The 21,116-nt window shown below is 64.2% G+C and carries 17 protein-coding genes and 1 tRNA gene; 3 read left to right on the top strand and 15 right to left on the bottom strand.

Annotation, left to right across the window (positions count from 1 at the left end; translation table 11 throughout):
• Window positions 1-55 precede the first annotated feature (55 nt).
• Entirely contained in the window at window positions 56-526 is a 471-nt protein-coding gene (locus ABIB35_RS14360; RefSeq protein ID WP_354182404.1) for an FHA domain-containing protein, read from the bottom strand.
• 280 nt (window positions 527-806) lie between these two features.
• Window positions 807-2,291 carry a rifampin monooxygenase gene (rox, locus tag ABIB35_RS14355; RefSeq protein WP_354182403.1) on the bottom strand — a complete coding sequence of 495 codons (1,485 nt, stop codon included), beginning with the start codon at window positions 2,289-2,291 and terminating at the stop codon, window positions 807-809.
• A 54-nt stretch (window positions 2,292-2,345) separates the two neighbouring features.
• On the opposite strand from rox, the gene ABIB35_RS14350 reads away from it, so the two are divergent.
• Window positions 2,346-2,720 carry a hypothetical protein gene (locus ABIB35_RS14350; protein WP_354182402.1) on the top strand — a complete coding sequence of 125 codons (375 nt, stop codon included), beginning with the start codon at window positions 2,346-2,348 and terminating at the stop codon, window positions 2,718-2,720.
• Between the two features lie 89 nt (window positions 2,721-2,809).
• Here the strand turns inward: ABIB35_RS14350 and ABIB35_RS14345 are convergent, their stop codons facing one another.
• From ABIB35_RS14345 to ABIB35_RS14285, 13 genes are all read right to left on the bottom strand, one after another.
• On the bottom strand, window positions 2,810-3,946 hold the full coding sequence (locus tag ABIB35_RS14345) for a PQQ-dependent sugar dehydrogenase (RefSeq protein ID WP_354182401.1): 1,137 nt from the start codon (window positions 3,944-3,946) through the stop codon (window positions 2,810-2,812).
• A gap of 98 nt (window positions 3,947-4,044) precedes the next feature.
• Window positions 4,045-4,118, bottom strand: a tRNA-Pro gene (locus ABIB35_RS14340).
• A 115-nt stretch (window positions 4,119-4,233) separates the two neighbouring features.
• Window positions 4,234-5,787, bottom strand: a complete 1,554-nt coding sequence (gene der / locus ABIB35_RS14335) for a ribosome biogenesis GTPase Der (RefSeq protein WP_354182400.1) — start codon at window positions 5,785-5,787, stop codon at window positions 4,234-4,236.
• Window positions 5,788-5,987: 200 nt separating this feature from the next.
• Window positions 5,988-6,689, bottom strand: coding sequence for a (d)CMP kinase (gene cmk, locus ABIB35_RS14330; RefSeq protein WP_354182399.1), 702 nt, complete (start codon window positions 6,687-6,689; stop codon window positions 5,988-5,990).
• Window positions 6,686-7,795 carry a prephenate dehydrogenase gene (locus ABIB35_RS14325; RefSeq protein WP_354182398.1) on the bottom strand — a complete coding sequence of 370 codons (1,110 nt, stop codon included), beginning with the start codon at window positions 7,793-7,795 and terminating at the stop codon, window positions 6,686-6,688. The genes cmk and ABIB35_RS14325 overlap by 4 nt, the downstream gene beginning before the upstream one ends.
• A 3-nt stretch (window positions 7,796-7,798) precedes the next feature.
• Complete coding sequence (locus ABIB35_RS14320; protein ID WP_354182397.1) at window positions 7,799-9,055, bottom strand: pseudouridine synthase; 1,257 nt, start codon at window positions 9,053-9,055, stop codon at window positions 7,799-7,801.
• A 23-nt stretch (window positions 9,056-9,078) separates the two neighbouring features.
• On the bottom strand, window positions 9,079-9,729 hold the full coding sequence (scpB, locus tag ABIB35_RS14315) for an SMC-Scp complex subunit ScpB (RefSeq protein WP_354182396.1): 651 nt from the start codon (window positions 9,727-9,729) through the stop codon (window positions 9,079-9,081).
• A complete protein-coding gene (locus tag ABIB35_RS14310) occupies window positions 9,707-10,630 on the bottom strand; it encodes a segregation and condensation protein A (RefSeq protein WP_502915798.1) in 924 nt (307 codons plus the stop codon). Before ABIB35_RS14310 ends, scpB begins: the two co-directional genes overlap by 23 nt.
• 21 nt (window positions 10,631-10,651) lie before the next feature.
• On the bottom strand, window positions 10,652-11,551 hold the full coding sequence (locus ABIB35_RS14305; protein WP_354182394.1) for a ParA family protein: 900 nt from the start codon (window positions 11,549-11,551) through the stop codon (window positions 10,652-10,654).
• A gap of 563 nt (window positions 11,552-12,114) precedes the next feature.
• The gene (locus ABIB35_RS14300; protein WP_354182393.1) at window positions 12,115-12,696 is read right to left on the bottom strand and encodes a hypothetical protein; all 582 of its coding nucleotides are present in this window, start codon (window positions 12,694-12,696) and stop codon (window positions 12,115-12,117) included.
• Between the two features lie 441 nt (window positions 12,697-13,137).
• Window positions 13,138-13,416 (bottom strand): PLDc N-terminal domain-containing protein, encoded by a 279-nt coding sequence (locus ABIB35_RS14295; protein WP_354182392.1) that lies wholly within the window; start codon window positions 13,414-13,416, stop codon window positions 13,138-13,140.
• A gap of 476 nt (window positions 13,417-13,892) precedes the next feature.
• A complete protein-coding gene (locus ABIB35_RS14290; protein WP_354182391.1) occupies window positions 13,893-16,325 on the bottom strand; it encodes a hypothetical protein in 2,433 nt (810 codons plus the stop codon).
• Between the two features lie 686 nt (window positions 16,326-17,011).
• On the bottom strand, window positions 17,012-18,385 hold the full coding sequence (locus ABIB35_RS14285) for a cation:dicarboxylate symporter family transporter (protein ID WP_354182390.1): 1,374 nt from the start codon (window positions 18,383-18,385) through the stop codon (window positions 17,012-17,014).
• Window positions 18,386-18,578: 193 nt separating this feature from the next.
• On the opposite strand from ABIB35_RS14285, the gene ABIB35_RS14280 reads away from it, so the two are divergent.
• Window positions 18,579-20,357, top strand: coding sequence for a sensor histidine kinase (locus ABIB35_RS14280; protein WP_354182389.1), 1,779 nt, complete (start codon window positions 18,579-18,581; stop codon window positions 20,355-20,357).
• Window positions 20,354-21,112: a response regulator gene (locus ABIB35_RS14275; RefSeq protein WP_354182388.1), complete on the top strand. Its 759-nt coding sequence runs from the start codon at window positions 20,354-20,356 to the stop codon at window positions 21,110-21,112. Before ABIB35_RS14280 ends, ABIB35_RS14275 begins: the two co-directional genes overlap by 4 nt.
• Window positions 21,113-21,116 lie beyond the last annotated feature (4 nt).

Below are 21,116 nucleotides of genomic sequence, written 5' to 3'. Positions count from 1 at the left end.
CTATTCCCTCAGTGTTCCCGTGGACAGTGGCAGGGGGCTCCTGCGCCGATTCTTCTTAGGCTCGAGTGGCTGTGGGCCGCGCAGCATAAAAGGTCAGTCGGAACTTGCCGATCTGCACCTCGTTGCCCGTCCGCAGCAGTAATGTGTCCACCCGGTCATTGTTCACATAGGTGCCGTTCAGGCTCATGGAGTCAACCACGCGGAACCCTTCGGCACTGCGGCGGAACTCCACATGCTTTCGGGACACCGTCACATCATCGAGGAACACATCCGCATTTGGATGGCGTCCCGCCGTGGTGACATCTTGGTCCAAAAGGAACCTGGCCCCACTGTTGGGACCGGAGTGTGCAATGAGCAACGCGGACCCGGCGGGCAGCGCAGCCACGGCAGCACGCTCGTCTGCGCTGAGCTTCGGTTCCACCGCAGTCGTCTCGCTTTGAGGCGGCAGACTGATAGAGGTGGTGTCCTCGGCTTCCAGCTCACGCCGATCTTCGGTCTGTCCGGCGTTGTAGTCCTCGCGCGCCATGTGGTATATCCTCCCCAAAAGATGCGGCCAACCAATCGTGTTGCTGGCTGACCGCACAGTTCCTGCTGACAAATCCTGCCGTACCGGCTGTCCTAGCCTACCTGTTGGAGGGCCTTCGCGGCACTGAGGGTTTTCCGGGCCGGTCAAACCCGCCGGACCGGTTGTACCATCAGGCCGCCCGGGTCTCTGCACTGCGTAAAATATTCGCCCCCAGGGCTCCGTCGCCGAGCTGGTGGCCCTCTGTCCGCCCCGACCGCGGAGACCTCCGGCTCAGGAATGTTCAGCAAGACGGCGAACCCTGTGACCCTGGTTGCCATCCGGCGCCGAACCACCTGGCCATGGCGCTGCCGAGTTGCTGCTGGATATCCTTTGTCCGGCCCGGACCCGGCCGGTCCTCGCCCACCCATGCCACATGCCCGTCCGGGCGCAGCAGTACTGCGGGTGCTTCCAGTTCCGAGCTGGTGTCCACAACGTGGTCGATCCGATCTGCCCAACCCTCCACTGAGAGGACGCCGGTCTCATCGAGCAGAAGCCCGCGGCCGTTGTGCATGAGTCCGTAGAGCCGCCCCCGCATCAGCGGCACATCACGCAGCCGACGGCCCAGCAGCTCATTTCCGGGGCCAAAGTCATAACGGATTCCGGTGGCGGTCACCTTCTCAATCAGGTACCGGTTCACCTCGGGGAAGTCCATCAGCTCCGTGAGCAGCCGGCGGACCGCCTGCGGTCCCGGTTCGGCCAGTGTCAGCTCGGACTGCGCCCGGGTATTCTCCAGTACATCGGCGGCGACCGGGAGCCGTTCTGCCTGATAGGTGTCCAGCAGCCCCTCCGGCGCCCAGCCGCGAACCTGGGCTGCCAGCTTCCAGCCCAGGTTGAAGGCGTCCTGCAGTCCGAGGTTCAGCCCCTGGCCGCCGAGCGGCGGATGGATGTGCGCTGCATCACCGGCCAGCAGCACCCGGCCGGCACGATACCTGTCCGCCAGTCGGGTGGCATCTCCGAAGCGGGAGAGCCAGCGCGGCGAGTGTGCCCCGAAGTCGGTGCCGGCGAACCTACGCAACTGCTGACGCACATCCGCCAGTGCCGGCGGGGCGGCACGGTCGTCGGTCACCCCGTCAGCAGGAACAACCACCCGGTAGAGTCCTTCACCCAGCGCAATCGCCCCAAAGTCCTTGTGCAGCGTGCGGACTTCAGCGACGACGGCACTCAGCGTCTCCGGATCCGCGGTCAGCGACACCTCACCCAACAGCCACTCGCGACGGGCGGGTTCGCCGGGGAAACCAATGCCGAGCAGCTTGCGCACCCTGCTGCGCCCGCCGTCGCACGCGGCAAGATACTGCGAACCCAGGGTGGCGCCGTCACTGAGCCCGACGGTGACGGATTCCTCGTCCTGGCTGATGCCAACCACTTCATTGCCGCGCCGCAGGTCGACACCAAGATCCAGGGCGTGCTCGGTGAGCAGCTGCTCGGTGACGGTCTGCGGGATCGCAAGGACGTAGGGATGGGTGGTGTCCAGGCTCTCCGGCGCGGCCTTGAGGATGCCGGCGAAAAAACCACCCACCGGGTGCTGCGTACCGAGCCGCAGGAACCGCTCCGCCAGTCCGCGCTGGTCCAGTATTTCAATGCTTCGTGCGTGCAGTCCCTGCGCTCGGGCAACCTTGGCTGGCTCCGGGTCTCTTTCCAGCACGACGACGTCCACTGAATGCAGCCGCAGCTCGCAGGCGAGCATGATGCCCGTTGGACCGCCGCCGGCAATGATGACATCAACCATGATGCACCTCAGTTCATCTGTCTTTTCCGGTTGGCTGCCCGCTGGCGAAGGGTGATGCGCGGCAGTTTCCGGTCACAGCAGAACATTCTCCCCGCTGCACCGGGGCTTGCCGCAAGCGCCCTCCCGGAGCCTAAACTGATAGTGGCGGGCGGAGCCGTCGCGGCGGCGTTCGCGGCCCGGATAAAGCGCAGCGGAGCTGCACCGGTGACAGCCAATCTGGTGGATGCCTATGACTCCGCAGCGGTCCAGGCCCACAGCGACGGGGTTGTCGCCCAGGCCGGCCGTGTCGACGTGGTCCTCAACGCCGCGGGCGTCCCCCTGGTACAGGGCGTCCCCTTGCTGGAGATGGAGCTGGCAGGACACTGCCTACGCTGGAACAGGTTGCCCGCACCGCCGTCTTCCTTGCCGAGGGCGGGGCCGAGGCCATGAACGGCGCCGTGGTGAACCTGACCTGCGGTATGAGCCCGGACTGAACATCAACCGCATCCGCAGCACCCACTGCGCCTGATGCCCCGGGATCAGTCCTCGATGCTGAGCCTGAGGATCCGGTCATCCCCTGGTTCCGGGCTGCCGCGTCCGTCGGTGTTGTTCGTGAGCACCCACACGCTGCCGTCCGGGGCGACCACGACGTCGCGCAGCCGCCCATACTCGCCGGTCAGATACACGGTGGAGGTGGCCGGGTTGGCCAGCGGAACTTCCCGAAGGCGTTCTCCGCGCAGATTCGCGATGTAGACCAAGTTCCCGGCGACGGCGATGCCGCTGGGGCTGGCGTCGGCCGGTTCCCACTGCTGGACCGGGTCGATGAAATCCTCCGATCCGGCGATTCCTTCAGCCTCCGGCCAACCGTAGTTTCCCCCGGGCTGGATCACGTTGAGCTCATCCCAGGTGTTCTGCCCGAACTCACTGGCGTAAAGGGCGCCCCGGGCGTCCCACGCGATTCCCTGCGGATTGCGGTGACCATAGCTGTAAACCAGCGATCCCGGGAAGGGGTTGCCCGCCGGCACACCGCCGTCGGGAGTCATCCGCAGAATCTTGCCGGACAGCGAGTCCCTGTCCTGGGCACTCCCGCGGTTCCCGGCATCGCCGGTGGTGGCGTACAGCATCCCGTCGGGGCCGAAGGCGAGACGCCCACCGTTATGGACGGAACCGGCCTGAATGCCGTCCAGGATGATCGTGGGCGTCCCCAGTTCCAGCGAGCCGGCGGCCCCTGCCACTTCACGGCGCTCAATCCGGTTCTCCCCGTCGCCGGTCAGATACGTGTAGAGAACTCCGTCGCGGACTGTGATCCCGAGCAGCCCGCCCTCCCCCGCGTTTCCTCCCCCGCTTCCTCCTCCAGCAGCAGCCCCCTCGATGGTGCCGACCTCCCGGCTGCTGCCGGCGTCGTCGAGCTCCAGGATCCGGGCGGAATCCCGCTCGCTGATCAGGGGAATCTCGTCATGGAAAGCGATCGACCACGGCGCATCCAGCCCGGAGACTATGGTTTCCACAGATGCGGTCCCGGCGGCTGTTCCGCTCTCCGCACCGGGCGGTGCCGTGCACGCCGTTACCGAGGTTGCCGCCATGAGCGCAGCGATGGCGGCAACAACCGCGGGCATCCTTCGTGGGCGTGCGCTGTGCTGCGGGCGGCTCAGGGGCCACCTAGGGTAAATCGTCATCAGCTCCCCCTGCTCCGCCATGGCTTTTGCTTCGGTTTGCCGGTCGGTCCATTAAACGACAAAAGCCCGATGAAACTTTCGTTTCATCAGGCTATCTGTCGGGTTGACAGGATTTGAACCTGCGACCCCCTGACCCCCAGTCAGGTGCGCTACCAAGCTGCGCCACAACCCGCTGTTCGGCCGGTATGTTTCCGGCCGAAGCAACTCGAATACTCTACCTCATGATTGCCAGATTTCCCGAATCGGGAAAGCCCCGGACACCTCAGCGGCATCCGGGGCTCCACATGCTAGCGGTTCTTGCCGCGCTTTTCACGCACGCGCATGTTGACCTCGATGGGGGTTCCCTCGAAACCGAACGTTTCGCGCAGGCGGCGCGTGATGAAGCGGCGGTAGCCCGGGTCCAGGAACCCGGTGGTGAAAAGCACGAACTTCGGCGGGCGGGAGGATGCCTGGGTGCCGAAGAGGATGCGGGGCTGCTTGCCGCCGCGCACCGGGTGCGGATGGGCTGCCACGAGCTCGCCCAGGAAGGCGTTGAGCTTGCCGGTGGGGATGCGCTTGTCCCAGCTCTCCAGCGCCGTGTCCAGGGCGGGAACAAGCTTGTCCTTGTGCCAGCCGGTCATGGCCGAGATGTTCACGTGCGGTGCCCACTCGACGTGGGCGAGGTCGCGCTCGATCTCGATCTGCAGGTAGCGGCGGCGTTCGTCGTCCAGCAGGTCCCACTTGTTGAAGGCCAGCACCAGGGCGCGGCCGGACTCGATGGCGAGCTGGAGGATGCGGACATCCTGCTCGGACAGCACTTCGTCCACGGCCAGGAGCACTACGGCAACCTCGGCTTTTTCCAGAGCGGACTGGGTACGCAGCGAGGCGTAGAAGTCGGCGCCCTGGGCCATGTGCTGGCGGCGGCGGATACCGGCGGTGTCCACGAAGCGCCAGGTGCGCCCGCCGAGCTCAATGAGCTCATCTACGGGGTCGCGGGTGGTGCCGGCGGTGTCATCCACGACGACGCGCTCGGTACCGGCCAGCTTGTTCAGCAGCGAGGACTTGCCCACGTTCGGGCGGCCGATCAGGGCGATGCGGCGCGGGCCGCCGGACTTGTCCAGTCCACCGTAGGCGGAATACTCCGGCAGGACCTCCATCATGGCGTCCAGCATGTCGCCGGTGCCGCGGCCATGCAGGGCGGAGACGGGGTACGGCTCGCCGAAGCCGAGGCCCCAGAGCTGCGCGGCGTCGGCTTCGTTCTGGATGTCATCAACCTTGTTGGCAACAACGATGACGGGCTTGCCCTTGCCGCGGAGCATGCGCACCACTGCTTCGTCGGTGGCGGTGATGCCAACGGTGGCGTCCACCACGAGCAGCACGGCGTCGGCGACGTCAACAGCCACCTCGGCCTGGCCGGCCACGCGGGCATGGATGCCGCGGGCGTCGTGCTCCCAGCCGCCGGTGTCCACCAGGGTGAAGTTCACGCCGTTCCAGGTGGCCGGGTAGGACACGCGGTCACGGGTCACGCCGGGGGTATCTTCCACCACGGCTTCGCGGCGACCCAGGATACGGTTCACCAGCGTGGATTTGCCCACGTTCGGGCGGCCCACAATGGCGACGACGGGATCCTGGCGCAGCGGGGCGTCGTCGTCGTACTCGTCGAAGCCGCCGGCGAGCAGCGCGGCGTCTTCTTCATCAAGTTCGTAGTCTGACAGACCGGCGCGCAGCGTTTCGGCGCGCATCTCGGTCTCGGCATCGTCCATTTTGGCCAGGCGTTCGTTTACCTGGTCCTCTCCGGCCGGAATGTATTCTTCCTGGCCAGTCTCGTCGCCGGCAGCGCCGGAGTATGAGGAGTTCGTCATTTTTGCTTTCTTTCCGTTGAGGTCTGCAGCACTGCAAGCAGGCCGTCTCCGGACGTTCAGCCCGGTAAGTGTGTTGAGGTTCCGCGGGTGATAACACCGCAGTTCCACCAGTTACATTGAAACACGCGCGGCACCGGCAGGGCATTTGGGCCCTGCCGGTACGCTGGCATTTCGCTGCCGCCTGGTGTGTGGTCTTGGTCCTAGTGTGTGCTGGCGTACACCACGTCCAGCACCGCCTGGACCGTTTCTTCAAAGTCCAGATCGGAGGAATCGATGGTGACTACGCCGTCGGCGGCCTGCTGGAAATTGACCACCGTGGAGTCCTTGGCGTCGCGCATGATCACCTGTTCCTTGAGCTGCGCAGCGCTCTGCGTGCCGCCCAGCTGGACGCCGCGCCGGCGCAGGCGGGCTTCCTCGGAGGCAGTCAGCAGGATCCGCACTTCAGCGCGGGGCGCGACGACGGTGGTAATGTCCCGGCCCTCGGCCACGATCCGCAGGCCGGAGTCGGCAATCATCTGCTGCTGGCGGCGGACCAGCTCGGCGCGGGCGCCCAGGGTGGTGGCAACGGCGCTGACCGAGGAGGACACCGACGGTTCGCGGATGGCGTCCGTAACGTCGCGGCCGCTGACGCGGACCCACTCGGCGTCCGGCGAGGTGCTCAGTTCAATGTCCGCCCTGCGGGTGGCTGCCTCCACCGCCTCGGCGTTGTCCAGGTCAATGCCCGCTTCCATGCAGTACAGCGTCACGGCCCGGTACATGGCACCGGTATCCAGGTACGCTGCATGCAGCCGGCGTGCGGCTTCGCGGCTGATGCTGGATTTTCCGGAACCGGAGGGACCGTCGATGGCCACCACCAGGGGCTTGCCCAGCCGGAACTCGGCCGGATTGCGTTCTACACTCACTGCACTACCTTCCACCCGCGGGTGCTTAGTTCATTTACCAGGTTGTGCACCCGGCTGGGCAGCACGGAAATCTCCGCGCGGCCCACCTGCTGGCCGGATGAGTGCTCCAACCGCAGGTCTTCCAGGTTCACTCCGATCTCGCCGATCTCCGTCAGCAGCCGCGCGATCTGTCCCGGCGTGTCATCCACCAGCACGGTGAAGGACACAAAGGACTGCGGCGGGGCTCCGTGCTTGCCGGGAATCCGGGCCTGCCCGGTGTTGCCCTCGGAAATCAGCTGTGCCATGTCCAGCCGGGCGCCGTCGGCCACCGGATCCTCCAGGGTGGAGATGAGCCGGTTTAGGTCATCCCGCACGCCGTAGAGAATTTCCACCAGCCGCGGAGCGTTGCCGGAGAGGATCTGCACCCAGAGCTTGGGATCACTGGCGGCAATCCGCGTCACGTCCCGCAGCCCGTTGCCGGCCAAAGCCATGGCCTGAGCGGGGGTTTCCTGCAGCCGGCTGGCCACCAGCGAGGACATGATCTGCGGCAGATGCGAGACCAGTGCCACTGACTGGTCGTGGTCCTCGGCACTCATCCGCGACACCACGGCGCCGAGGTCGATCGCCAGCGCCTGCGCACATTTGAGAGCCTGCGGAGAACTGTCCTCCGAAGCGCAGATGACCCACGGCATGGAGGTGAACAGTTCACCCAGCGCGGCAACCGGCCCGGATTTCTCCCGGCCCGCCATCGGATGGGTGCCCACATAACGGCTCAGATCCGCGCCGGAGGCGCGCAGGTCCGCCAGCACCGCACCCTTGACGCTGGCAATGTCGACGACGACGGCGTCGGGCCAGTCCTGCAGCGCCTGCGCAGCAAGGGTCGCAGTAACATCCGGAGGCGCGGCAACAACCACCAGCTGCGGAGCGAAGCCTTCTTCCACCGTTTCCAGCAGCCGGCCGGCACCGATGTCACGGGCCACGGCCGCCGTCGACGGCGAAATATCGGACAGCGCCACATCCACTCCCTGCCGGCGCAGCCCCAGCCCAATGCTGGTGCCGAGCAGGCCGGTGCCGATCACCAGGACGGGACCGGACAGATGCGTGGCGGATCCCTGTGCCGCGCCCACTGCTTAGAGGCCTACGGAGGCCAGCAGATGGCCAACTTCCGTGCGGCCCAGCACACGGATGCTGCCCTGACGCTGGTCACCCACGCGGATGGGGCCAACCTGGGTGCGGACCAGGCGCTCCACCGGGTGGCCAACGGCCTCGAACATGCGGCGGACAATGCGGTTGCGGCCGGAGTGCAGCACTACCTCAACGAGAAGGTGGCCCGGGGTGGAGTCAACCAGCTTGAAGGAGTCCACCTGGGCAAACCCGTCTTCCAGATCCAGGCCTTCGCGCATCTGCGCGCCGACGCCGTGGGCCATGGGCCCGCGGACCTGCACCAGGTAGGTCTTGGGAACCTCGTAGGACGGGTGCGTCAGGCGGTTGGCCAGCTCGCCGTCGTTGGTCAGCAGCAGCAGGCCCTCGGTGTTGGTATCCAGGCGGCCCACGTGGAAGAGGCGCTCATTTTTATTGGTGCTCTTGAGGAAGTCGCTGATACACGGGCGGCCCTCCGGGTCATCCATGGTGCAGACAACACCGCTGGGCTTGTTGAAGACGTAGTACTTCAGGTGCTCATCCAGCTGCAGGCGCATGCCGTCCACGTGGATGGCAACCTGCGAGGGGTCAACACGGACACCGATCTCGGTGACAACCTCGCCGTCGACCTCCACACGGCCCTCACGGATCATGTCTTCGCAGACACGGCGTGAGGCCACGCCGGCCTGGGCCATGACCTTCTGCAGGCGGACGCCCTCTGGGTCGTGGTGGTCCGAGATGACGGGCTTGGCCGGGCGGCGGGTGGTGGTGCGCTTGACCGTGCCCAGGTTCTGCCCAAAACGCTCGTTGCGGAACGCGCGGTCGCCGGTCTTGCGCTGGCCGGCCTGCGGACCGCCGGTGCGGGCGGCTCCACCCTTGGAGCCGTACGGCTTGGCGGCCTTCGGAGCGCCTGCCCGGTAACCCTCGGGCTTGAACTGGCCGGCTCCGGGCTTGGAAGCGCCGGTGCTCTTGGGGGCGCCGGAGCCCTTGCCGTCGAAGGCCCGGGAAGCCGCTGAGCGGAACTTCTCGGGACGGTTCTCGGCGGACTCCTCGCGGGGGCGGTAGCCGTTGGCGCGGAATTCGCCGGCGCTCATGCCGGAGTCGCGCTGAGCGGAGCGCGCCCCGGCGCGGCCGTTGGTGCGGGAACCAGCGGGCTTGGAGCCCTTGCCGAAGGACTTGCCGCCGGCTGCTCCCCCGCCACTGCGCGGGTTGTTACGGCCTGATCCGGAGCGGGGTGCCTGTGTCATGAAAAGTCCTTCGGGTGTAGCGGTTAGTAAGTAGTGTCTTCAAATTCAGCCAGGTTTTCCAGCCCGGGCAGATGTGGTGCGAGCTGCGGAAGTTCGTTAAGGTCGCCCAGTCCCAGCCGTTCCAGGAAGTACGGCGTGGTCCGGTACATCATGGAGCCGGTCTCGGCTTCCACTCCGGCTTCGTCAATGAGTCCGCGCTGGACCAGGGTCCGCACCACGGAGTCCACATTGACACCCCGGATGGCAGATACCCGCACCCTGGAAACAGGTTGCCGGTAGGCAATCACTGCCAGGGTTTCCAGCGCTGCCTGAGTCAAACGAGCACTCTGGCCGCCCAGGACGAACTTCGAGACCACGGGTGCAAACTCGGCGCGGGAGTAGATCCGCCAGCCGCCGGCCACATCCCGCAGTTCAAAACCTCGCATTGAAGTTAAACTACGTACTGTGCCACCGGGTCCTCCCCCAGTATAACCGTCATACTCCCGCTGCAGTTCCGCCAGGATCCGGCCGACCACCGGCACCGGAACCTCCAGAGCTTCAGCAAGCTCAGCAGCGGTGACCGGCTCGTCGACCACCATTAGCACGGCCTCGAGTGCTGCGCGGGTGTTGGCTGAGGTATCGGCGTCGGTCTCGGTTACTGAAGGCGCCGGCTCATCCAACGGGTTCTGCTGCATATTTCTCCAATGGAACAGTGTTGTTTGGATGGCCGGGCTGTGGGCTGCGAACCTCGGGCACCGGCCAGGCACCGGGAGCGGCGCACCAGCTGATCAACAGTTCACCCAGCGGATCGGACTGGTCAAAGGACACCGCGGCGTCCCGGAACAGTTCCAGCAGCGCCAGGAACCGGGCCACGGCCACCGAGCTGTCGGCGTCGTCCACCAGAGCAGTAAACGTCAGCTTCCCTGCCGCCATGAGCCGGCGGGCAATAATATCTGTCTGCTCCCGGACGCTGACCTTGGGTGCATGTAGGTGTGTCAGCCCCACGGTGGTGGGCGCCACTTCCCGCGGTGTGAGGGCCTTGACGGCCAGGGCTGCAAAATCCTGCGGCCCCGTGCGCCAGATCAGCTCCGGGAGCATGGCGGCGAAGCGCGGTTCAAGGGTGGCCTGGCGGGGAAAACGCTCCGCCTCCTCGCGCAGCCGGGAGTCCAGGATGCCGGCAATTTCCTTGAAGGCACGGTATTGCAGGAGCCGGGCGAAGAGCAGGTCCCGCGCCTCCAGCAGAGCCACGTCTTCGGCGTCCTCCACGTCACCGGCCGGCAGCAGACGGGCTGCCTTCAGGTCCAGCAGAGTGGCAGCAATCACGAGGAATTCGCTGGCCTCGTCCAGCGCCCAGCCCTGATCCTCGCCGCCCAGGGCACGGATGTAGCCAATGAAATCGTCGGTGACGGCCGCGAGGGCTATTTCAGTGATGTCCAGTTCGTGCTTGGAGATCAGCCCCAGCAGGATGTCGAACGGGCCCGTGAAGTTCTCCAGCCGGACCCGGAAGCTGCCGCGGACAGCTGCGGCCTCCGGCTCGGACTCCGTATGTTGGGGAAACGCCTGTTCGGTGGATTCCTTTTCCGCCGCGGGATGCATAGTGCCGGCTTTCACGAGCGGTTAGGGGGCGCCGCCGCGGGAAATCAGTTCCTTAGCCAGGCGGCGGTAGGAATCAGCTCCGGGGTGGGTGCCTGCGTACGTGGTGATCGGCTCGGCAGCCACGGTGGCGTCGGCAAACTTGATGGTGCGCTTGATGACGGTCTCGAAGACCTTGTCACCGAAAGCCTCCACCAGGCGGGAGATGACCTCGCGGCTGTGGAGGGTCCGTGCGTCGTACATAGTGGCGAGGACGCCGTCAATCTGGAGTCCGGGATTCAGCCGGTCCTGGACCTTCTCGATGGTTTCCACCAGCAGAGCCACCGCACGAAGGGCAAAGAATTCGCAGATCAGCGGGATGATGACGCCGTGGGCCGCAGTCAGGGCGTTAACGGTCAGCAGTCCCAGGGAGGGCTGGCAGTCAATGAGGATGACGTCGTAGTCGTCCGAAACCTTGCGCAGCGCGCGTTCCAGGACCTGCTCGCGGGCAACTTCGTTCACCAGCTGCACTTCGGCGGCGGACAGGTCGATGTTGGCCGGCAACAGGTCGATGTTCTCGATGCCGGTCTCATGGATGGCCTCGCGGATATCCACCTTGCGGTCCATCAGCACGTTGTAGATCGTGAGATCCAGCTCATGGGGGTTGGTGCCCAGGCCGGCGGAGAGAGCGCCCTGCGGATCGAAGTCCACGAGCAGCACCTTGCGTCCGGCTTCTGCCAGGGCGGCGCCGAGGTTAATGGTGGACGTGGTCTTGCCCACCCCGCCCTTCTGGTTGACCATGGCAATGATCCGGGCGGGCCCGTGGGAAGTAAGCACCGGAGGTTCGGGGAATTCCGTCAGCGGTCGTCCGGTCGGTCCCATCACGGAATCGGCTGCGTCCTGTGTTGCGTCCTGCAGAGTTGTTGAACTCTGATCGCTGCTCACGTAATAATCCACGCTTCCGTCTCTAGCTGTCCTGCGGGCTGTCCATGTCAAGATTACAGCCGTGCAACACCTATACCGCGAATCGGCGTTGCGGAACCGCCGCGAGCCTTGACTCTCAACTAGAGGTCGAACGTTGGTATCTCAAGCCCACCGGAGCGCCCACTCCCCTCCGTCTTTGGTCCGTCGCCGGCGCCCTGGCTGCAGCGGGCTGGCCGGTATCACCTCGCCTAAAAGGCGTGAGACGCTCAGGTCCATGAACGCGCCACCGCACCTTCGATTCGCCGAAGTAGGCGATCTTCCTTTCATCTTCGGCAAGGAACTCTAGTACATGGAGAGCATCGAGCCGGACGAGTTCCAGGGGTGAATGTCCGCCATCGAGCTGAACCTCGCAGACTGGATCAGTTAGGCGTTCACCGGAGTAACCAGGCCCGCCTGCTCTACGAGGGCGCAGCCTATGAAACCACGGGACAAGACGGCGATTCGGTGCTGTTCAGCAAAGTACTGAGCAAATTCTGGTTCCTGCGCAAGACACTCATTTGCACATGTTGTGGTCGCCTGACCAATTATGCGTCGTAATCAGGGAACGCGGCGATGAGGTTCTGCATTTTCTTCCGACGGCGAGGAGTCCATATGGGGTACCAGACTGCTAGTCCGGCGAAGAGTCCCGCGGCAATCACCCAGAACCACGGGTGCTCAGGGTTGTCGATGGTCAGGAAAACGCCCAAGCCGGTGAAGCCGGTGAACATGAGCATCCCGATCCAGCTCATACGCCGCTCTTGCCGAATTGCTTTTGTCAGTTCGGGAACCCATTGCTCCACCCTTGCGCCTTCTGGAATCTGCCCGGAGGACAGGGCTGTCCTGAAGTTGGTGACTGTGGGCCAGCCAACAGGCTTCTTGCGTTCTCGTGCCCTCTGCCATCTCACTAACCAGTAGATGATGACACTTACTGCTATGCCCGCAACCGAAGTGAACGCGATGCGCATCGGGTCCAGGACTTCACCCGTGAGGTAGTCCCTGCCGAGCATGGAAACCGTGTAGAGCACTGCGATGAGGGGGAAGATCACCCAGCCGGGCAGCCGTCGTAACTTCCCGATCTGGGAGCGAAGCAGCATGCTGTCTGTGGTGGAAATTATGGGCTTGGACACCGGGGATCATGCCCTCGCTCTCTCCAGTAGTCGTCACGTTGGCCTCGAACAATCGAGGCAAGGCAAACCACGACGGCTATTCCTGCTGCGACCTGAACCGCAACACCTACCCACAACCACGGGCCGGCGCCGTCATCCAGTGCCCTCGCCACGAAGGCAGCCACCAAGGACAGGATCATCGCGCAGGCACCGATCCGGTATGCCTTCCTGCGCTGCAGCCTTCTACTGGTCATGATGCCCCTTTGTTGCGACAGCCTGATACGGCGACCCTAGCTTGGAAGCAAACCGTTCCAAAGTCCAACCGGATTACGGGCGGTCAAGCCTCGTTCGTAGTAGACCAGTGATCCGCTGCGCGCTACCTCGGTAAAGCCGCTTTTCATGAGAGCGCGTTGAGAAGCCCTGCCGCGGCCCCTCATGTAGCAGGGCAGAAGTAGCAAATCCTTACTTGGCTCTGCTTGCCGGGCTGCCACCGGCGTCGTGAGTAGAGGTGTTAGAGCGGCGGCCGAGGAGGAACCAAAGAAGCGGACCGACCACGGGGAAGGCAAGCACCACGAGCACCCACACCGCCCGTACGACGCCGGTGAGCTGGTGAGAGCGCGCAATGTCGATGAGGACCACTACAACGAGGAGCAGGGCGAGCACTCCAATCACGAGAACGGTGCCCTCCCATTGATTGGGAATAACCGGGTTTGCATCTTCAGGTGCTGTCCATGCCAGCATGAGTATCCCTTTGTCTTTGCGTCCGCGAGATACGGGACGCCCTCTCCACCCTAGGCTGTTCCGGAGTCCTCTAAGAGATCGGTTTGCGGGCGCCGCTGTAAGTCCAGTGCTGCAACACATCTGGCCCGCAGTTCAGCCAATTCGCAGAGAAAGCTACGTCTGTTTCCACTAAGGCATTGGGGACCGGCATGATCAAGAAGTCGGTGGAAGTTTGGATGCTCGTTCCAGCGGTGGGCATCGCGGTGCTGGTGAGCGGCGGGGTTGCTCTTTGGAACAAGGACTCATCGGTCTAGTAATCAGTCTTCCCTATCTCTTGGATACGATCACCGATGCACGACGGCCCAAAACGCGCTGAGAGATGGTTCATCGGCTCTGCCCTCAACCCGTTCCCGTCACACCCCCAAGCCAATTTTGGCCCGTGAAAGGAGGATGGCGTGGCGGAGTTGATCGTCACCATGCAATGGCAGGCCAACTGGTTATTGGGCCTCGCGTTCAGCGTCGAGCAGGGCCTGGGCGCGCCAAGCAACATCGGCGTCCCGCACAGAGAGCACCGAGACCAGATATTCGAGCCTGCGAATCTGATCCGTGTAGTCCGGGCCGAGACGCCGGGCCAACGGGCGGGACGCGAGTTCGTCGGTCATGCGCCATGCCACGGCCAACGCGCTTTCGAAGAGCCTCTGGTCACCATCGGCCGCCAGCGGCGCTGAACCCTGATCGGCCATGAACACCGCGTTGAGCCGCGAATCGTCCAGGCCCATGGTCAATGCCTCCAGATCCCTGCGGACGGTGCGCAACCTGGCAGCGTCCTTGCCGAAGCGGCCCAGGCGCATGGACATGCTGCCGCCGTAACGCAGCACCTGGTAACCGATGAACAGGACAATCCCCATGATCGGGAACAGGAGCAGCAACAGGGGGTCCGAGTCACGAATCTGCCAACTGTAGCCGTTCCACTGTTGGGCTTTGGAAAGTTCCTCCAGAGGATAGGACACCGATTCCTCGGGCTCCCTAATGAAATATTCGCTGGTATCCCAGTTGAATCGGCCCATCCGGCGTGCATCTGCGGAGTAGACCGCCGAAGTCATCCACGCGGGCACCGTCGTGTACCCGTCATCGAAGAAAAACACGGGCACCACCGCTTGCCCGGGGAGCAGTTCCCCGGTGCTCTCATCAACCAAGTGGGGGTATTGGGCCTTGAGTTTCCACATGGTTTCCAACAGCAGGTTGGCGTCGACGCGCCGCTTCGCCAGGGGGTCCTGAGGGTCGTACTTCAGGGCGTTCGCATAATCCATGCTGAGCAGCAGGTCGTCCTCCGCGTCCCCCGCAACCACCGTCACTTCGAGGTTTTCCATGAAATTGTCTTCGACATTGCGGCGGATCTCTTCCACGTCGAACCTGCTGGCGTCCGGCTCAAAGCGCAACGCCTCCAAGGGCCTATTTCCGGTCGGCAAAGTTCCGGAAGCATCATCGATAGTGAACATGAGCATCACGCTCAGGAAGAGCGCAACGAACCCCGCGGCGATCCCGGCCAGCACCTTGGAACCCAGGCCGATGCGTTTGCGGAGTTTGGGATTCACCGGGAGCTTGCGCCGCGCCTGTTCCGGAGCATCATCGAATTCGGGGAGCCTGCCGAAAGCTACGCGGGCCATGTCGTTCGCCGCATCCAGCGCATCCAGGGAACGGCGGGACCCCTGGGGAGCCAGCCCGAGGCTCGTGCGCAACATGCTCAGGTCTTCGGCTGGTCGCGGGATCACGGCAGGACGCCCCGCAGGCATGCGGCGCAGCTTCCGCCGCGGCAACGTGCGGCGCAGCTTCCGGGAGAGGGCATCCGCTTGGTGTTTTAGTCCGCGTTCCGCCCGTTCCCAGGTGCGTACGTTCCCTTCGGCACCGCCCGTCGTGCCGGCGCTGGCCTCAAGCAGCGAGTCCAGCGCGGATTCGAGGCCGCTGATGGTCCGGGGCTCGACGGCGCCGGCAGGGGCGGCGCGCAGCCGCGTCAACAGTTCCCTGGCCGCGAATGTCAGCGGTGCGCTCAGCCGCTGAAAAGTGCTTCCACCACTGTCGAATTGTCCGATGACGGCGCCGGCACCCATCACTGCGTCGGCCGCTGCCACCAAGTCCGACACCTGGGTTTCGAACCTTTCCACTTCCCCGGCGGTCCTCGATGTCATGCCGCTGCTGCGCGCATGCACAGCCGCCACAACTTGTTTCTCGGTGCGCGCCAAGTCCAGGGACGCATCATGTACTTTCGTCCAAGCCTCGGTGAACCCCGGGGGGCGTTGCTCCGGATCGGTGGCCAGGTAGGTGACCTCCAGCGCCTCAAGATCCAAGACCACCCCGGCCAGGCGGCGTTGAGCGGCAGTCAGCCGGTGGAAGCGGGCTTCCCACTGGGAGCGGCGCTTCAGAGCCTTTGACATGGCGACCGCCGTCAGCAGCAATCCCAGGACGGTACCCAGGAGCCATGGCCAGAGTGATTGCGCAGGCCCGTCGGAGAGTTGCAGGGAGGCTTCCTGTGCTGCGGCGACCACGGCCAATGGCCCGTGGCCCAGCCCGACGTTGATCTGGTAAGCATCGTGGATGTCCTGGCCTGCGACAAGGTTTTGGGCCGGATCATCGAAGACCGGGCGGACTCCCACCTTGCCGACGGCCTGGGTCTGCCTGATCGTGTCATAGGGGGCACGTTCCTTGCTGGGTTCCGGGAGCTGGGTGCTCAGCAAGATATCGGTGCCCGGAGCAAGGTTCCCCTGCTGTTCCTCAAGGCTCAATGTCCGGTCGGTGACCACAAGGGTAAGCGGCTGCCAGGAAGCAACCGGTTCATCAAGCGCGGCCTCAACCGTCTCCTGAGAAATGTTCCACGGTTGCCGGCCCTCAACAACGATCCTGACCTCGGAGGTCGGTTGCATTGTGGTGGCCACGAGCCCGGTGGTTGCAAAAACCAACGTGCCAACCCCGAGAAAGATGGGAATCCAAGGCGGACCGAAGTCCGGCCTGTTTCGGGAACGGATCAGCTGTTTGCTTTTGCGGTTCATGGACTCAATCCGGGGTATTTGGGTGCTAATCAGCCAATCCTAACGACAATTGAGTAATTGCCCGGACGAGAATTACCCGCGCCCACGCTTCTGCAAAGACCACAAAATGTTGCTATATTTCCGCGTCAATGCTTAACCGCTCCGAAACGGAGGCCATACAGCGCGTATTTGCCATTGCGGCCTCACATCCGCCTGAGGTTCTCGAGATTGGTTTGTTCGCCAGCGGACAGCTAAATAGCAACGATTTAGTCCCTGTTTCACAGACCAAAAAGCGGGACAACAATAAGTACTGCTCCGAGCACAGGTAGCACCATCCAAGACTTTCGTTCCCTGCTCAATGGTTCCCCCTTCTTCAGGGGTGCCGCATCGACCATAGGGAGCTCCTAATGATCAGACCCGTACGTCTGCCGTTCGTCGGCTCGGCCAACGAATAAGACCTCACCACTCAGGTGGACCGCTTGGCGCCCCTCGGAACTGACGCGCTGCTCAAAGCCGCTTGACTCACGGCAGAAGAGGCGCCCCCGCTGTTGCGGAGACGCCCCTTCTACATATGAGTGAAACCGGCTAGACCCTTAGCGGGCTGCCGCGGTTTCCAGCTCCGGTTCCGGAACCTGCGGCTCGGCGTGGGCCTCATCCATGGTGGCCTCGTCAAACGGCCGTTCACGGTTGAGCACCGCGGTGACCTGTTCCTTGTCAATTTCCTTGGTCCAGGTACCGATCAGGACGGTGGCGACGGCGTTGCCGGTGAAGTTGGTCAGCGCGCGGGCTTCGGACATGAAGCGGTCGATGCCGACGATCAGGCCAACACCCTCCACCAGGTCCGGGCGGTGGGACTGCAGGCCGCCGGCCAGGGTGGCCAGGCCGGCACCGGTCACGCCGGCAGCACCCTTGGAGGCGATGATCATGAAGACCAGCAGGGAGATCTGCTCGCCGAGTTCCAGCGGCATGTTCATCGCGGAGGCAACGAACAGGGCGGACATCGTGAGGTAGATGGCGGTGCCGTCCAAGTTGAACGAGTACCCGGTGGGAACGGTCACGCCGACCACCGGCTTGGAGATACCCAGGTGCTCCATCTTGGCAATCAGGCGGGGCAGGGCCACCTCGGAGGAAGAAGTGGAGAAAATGAGCAGGTATTCGCGGCCCAGGTAGCGCATGAGCTTGAAGATGTTCACACCCGTGCACAGCTTGAGTACACTGCCCAGGACGACGGCGATGAACAGGGCGCAGGTGATGTAGAAGGCAATCATCAACACCGCCATGCTCTTGATCGCCTCAATGCCGGTTTCCCCGACAACGGCGGCAATAGCACCGAAAGCGCCGATGGGCGCCAGCCACATGACCATGCTCAGGATGCGGAAGACCAGCTTCTGGATCTGCCCGATGAGAGTCAGGATGGGGGCTCCGGTGGAACCCATCTTCTGCAGTGCAAAACCAACCAGAAGCGCCACGAACAGTGTCTGCAGGATGCTCTCGCCGGTCAGCGAAGACAGCAGCGTGGTGGGAATGATGCTGAGGATGAAGCCGGCCATTCCTTCGGCATCTTCAGCCACCTTTGGAGCGTTCTCTGCCCCGGCGGCGATGTTCAGGCCTTCACCCGGGTGGATCAGGTTTCCAACAACCAGCCCGATGGCCAGGGCGAAGGTGGACATGACAATGAAGTAGCCCAGGGCGAGGCCGCCCACCTTACCCACGGTGGCTGCTTTGGCGATCGAGCCGATGCCGAGGACAATTGTGCAGAAGATGACCGGCGCGATCATCATCTTGATCAGGCCGATAAAGGCGGTGCCGATCGGCTTAAGCTCCTTGGCGAATTCAGGCTGCACCAGCCCCAGGGTGGCACCGAGAACCACCGCAAGAATCACTGCGATGTACAAAAAGTGTGTTCTGTCCTTCTTGCGCGGGCTCTTCGGTGAGCCTGCGCCTCCGCGAATGGTGGCAGATGCCATCTGTGCTGCTCCTCGGCTTGGTTGCTGCTGGTCTGTCCCTGGGCGGCACCGAAACTGCGGTTCTTCACCAGGTGAGGAGCCGTACGGGAATCGCCGGAACACAAGTCATATGTAGACATCGTCGTTTGACCCTGTGACGGCTGTCACGATTGTGGTCATACTGTTCTTAGCTGCAGTGAGCAAAAGGAAAAAAGTGCGGAAGTGGAGCCTGGCCAGTCGGCTGCTTATGGGGCAGCTGGCCTTTATTGTGTGCCTTTCTTTGGGATTGTCGCTGACGCTCTACCTTCAGGCCGAGCGCCACAGCTACCAAGAAACCGCCGACCGGATGCTCGCCGTAGCAGGCACTGTCGCCGCTGACCCCTATGTCCTGGAGTCGGCTGCCGGAGCGGACCCCAGCAGCGCGCTGCAGCCTTTCGCCCGGGCCGTGATGGACGCCGCCCACATCGATTTTTTGACGATTATGGCGCCCGACCGCACCCGATTTACGCACCGCAGTGAAGACCAGATCGGCAAGCCCTATCTCGGTTCCGTGGACCAGGCCCTGGCCGGACGCTCCTTCACTGAAACCTACGTGGGCACTCTGGGCCCGTCGGTCCGGGCCATCGTCCCGGTGGTCGGTGCGGACGGTGAAGTCACAGCCCTCGTGGCAGCGGGCATCACTGTTGACCGGGTCGCCGTCGCCCGCAACGCTCATCTGCCCGCGATGTTCCTCATTTCCCTCGGCGCCCTCGCCTGCGGAACGCTCGCCTCCTACCTGCTCAGCCGCTACCTTCGGCGCACTACTTTGGACCGGCGGCCGGACGAGCTTCTGGGCATGTTTGCGTTCTATGATTCAGCCCTCCAATCGCTGCGCGAAGGCCTGCTTCTGTTGAACCAGGACGGCGATCTGGTGCTTTACAACAACCGCGCGGCCGCCCTGCTGGGCCTGCCGGCGGACGGCAGCGCCCGGCCGAAAGACCCCAGGGAACTGGGCTTGCCGATCCCGCTTGCCGAGCTCCTCCGCGGAGGCCGGGCGGCGGAAGATGAATTCCACTTCGCCAGCGACCGGATCCTCGTGGTGAACCAGTCGCCGGTCCTTGCCCCAACGGCCGAGGGCGCCCTGCTGCGGGCCGCCGGGCACGGCACCCCAGATTCGGGCACTTCCGGAATCTCCCGGGGTGTCCTTCGCGGCCCTTCACGGGGCACTCCGCCACCAAAGCGCATCGGCACGGTGACCACACTGCGTGACCACACAGACATAGAAGCAATGACCGGAGAACTGCAGTCCATGCACACCCTGACCGAAGCGCTTCAGGCCCAGGCGCACGAACACGCAAACCGGCTGCACACGCTGGTTTCCCTGATTGAACTCAACCGCCCCAAGGAAGCTTTGGAATTCGCCACCCGGGATCTGGAGCAGTCACAGCAACTGGCGGACGACGTCGTCTCCTCCGTGGGCGAGCCGGCACTCGCCGCGCTGCTCACCGGTAAGGCAGCCCAGGCCCGCGAGCGCGGCATTAGCCTGCGCATCGACCTTGAGGAGGCAGACTCCTCAACAGCCGCCCCGCTGGGCCTGGATCCGGGGGAACTTGTCACCATTGTGGGCAACCTGATCGATAACGCGTTCGACGCCGCCTGCCAAGTCCGGCAGCCGACGGTGACCGCGCGGTTTACCGTGGTGGAGGACGACGCCGGAGGGTCCGTTTTTGAGATCAGTGTGCAGGACAACGGTCCGGGCATTCCGGAAGCGTCCACCGAACGGATCTTTCACCAGGGCTTCAGCACCAAGGACCCCAAGACGCTGCTCCCCTCCGGTACCGGAGGTACGGGACGGGGCATCGGGCTTCCCCTGGTCCGCCAGGCAGTGCTCCGCCTGGGCGGGAAACTGCAGCTTGATCCGGGCGGTCAACCGGGCAGGGGCGCCTGCTTTACCATCCTGCTCCCCCTCCCTGCCGTCTTCCCTCTGCCCCTGTCCAAGGCGGTGCGCCAGTGAGCAGTGAACGGAACATCACCGTGCTCGTGGTGGAGGACGAGGGAATTGTTGCCGAAGCCCACGCAGAGTATGTGCGCCGCAGCCCCGGCTTTGCCCTGGCCGGCGTGGTGCATACCGGCACGGAGGCCATCACCTTCCTGAACGCCTCCGCCACCGGCCGCAGCGGGAGCGTAGCCGACGGCAGACTGCCCGTGCACAGCGGTGAAACCTCGGAACCGGCAGTGGACCTCATCCTGCTGGACATGAATCTTCCGGACCTGCACGGGCTGGATGTGCTGCGCCGGATTCGCGGTGCCGGTGTTCCCGCCGACGTCATTGCCATCACCGCGGTGCGGGATCTCGCCGTCGTCCGCAGCGCCATGTCCGCGGGGATCGCCCAGTACCTGATCAAGCCGTTCACGTTCTCGGCATTCAGCGCCAAGCTGGCCTCGTACCGGGAATACCACCTGAACTTGGCCGGGCAGGGCATTTCTGCCACTCAGACCGAGGTGGACCGGGCGCTGGCCGCACTGCGTCCCAAGGTCTCGTCCACGCTGCCCAAGGGCCTGTCTCCCGAAACCCTGGAGACGGTCTCCGAGATGCTCAAGAACGCAGCGGCGCCCATGTCTGCCAGCGAGGTCTCCGCGGCACTGGCCATGTCACGGATTACCGTCCGCCGCTATCTGGAGCATCTGGACGAGCAGCGGGCCGTAGCGAGGAGCCCCCGCTACGGCACCCGCGGCCGGCCCGAGCTGGAGTACAGCTGGCGGCGGTAGCGCC

The organism is Arthrobacter sp. UYP6 (assembly GCF_040547315.1).
Taxonomy (GTDB): domain Bacteria; phylum Actinomycetota; class Actinomycetes; order Actinomycetales; family Micrococcaceae; genus Arthrobacter_B.
This window is presented reverse-complemented; position numbering and strand designations above follow the sequence as displayed.

Bases quoted from the DNA above. Each gene is read 5' to 3' on its own strand.
- ABIB35_RS14360 (WP_354182404.1), bottom strand. From the start codon at position 526: ATGGCGCGCGAGGACTACAACGCCGGACAGACCGAAGATCGGCGTGAG.
- rox (WP_354182403.1), bottom strand. From the start codon at position 2,291: ATGGTTGATGTCATCATTGCCGGCGGCGGTCCAACGGGCATCATGCTC.
- ABIB35_RS14350 (WP_354182402.1), top strand. From the start codon at position 2,346: ATGCGCGGCAGTTTCCGGTCACAGCAGAACATTCTCCCCGCTGCACCG.
- ABIB35_RS14345 (WP_354182401.1), bottom strand. From the start codon at position 3,946: ATGACGATTTACCCTAGGTGGCCCCTGAGCCGCCCGCAGCACAGCGCA.
- der (WP_354182400.1), bottom strand. From the start codon at position 5,787: ATGACGAACTCCTCATACTCCGGCGCTGCCGGCGACGAGACTGGCCAG.
- ABIB35_RS14320 (WP_354182397.1), bottom strand. From the start codon at position 9,055: ATGACACAGGCACCCCGCTCCGGATCAGGCCGTAACAACCCGCGCAGT.
- scpB (WP_354182396.1), bottom strand. From the start codon at position 9,729: ATGCAGCAGAACCCGTTGGATGAGCCGGCGCCTTCAGTAACCGAGACC.
- ABIB35_RS14310 (WP_502915798.1), bottom strand. From the start codon at position 10,630: ATGCATCCCGCGGCGGAAAAGGAATCCACCGAACAGGCGTTTCCCCAA.
- ABIB35_RS14295 (WP_354182392.1), bottom strand. From the start codon at position 13,416: ATGCTGGCATGGACAGCACCTGAAGATGCAAACCCGGTTATTCCCAAT.
- ABIB35_RS14285 (WP_354182390.1), bottom strand. From the start codon at position 18,385: ATGGCATCTGCCACCATTCGCGGAGGCGCAGGCTCACCGAAGAGCCCG.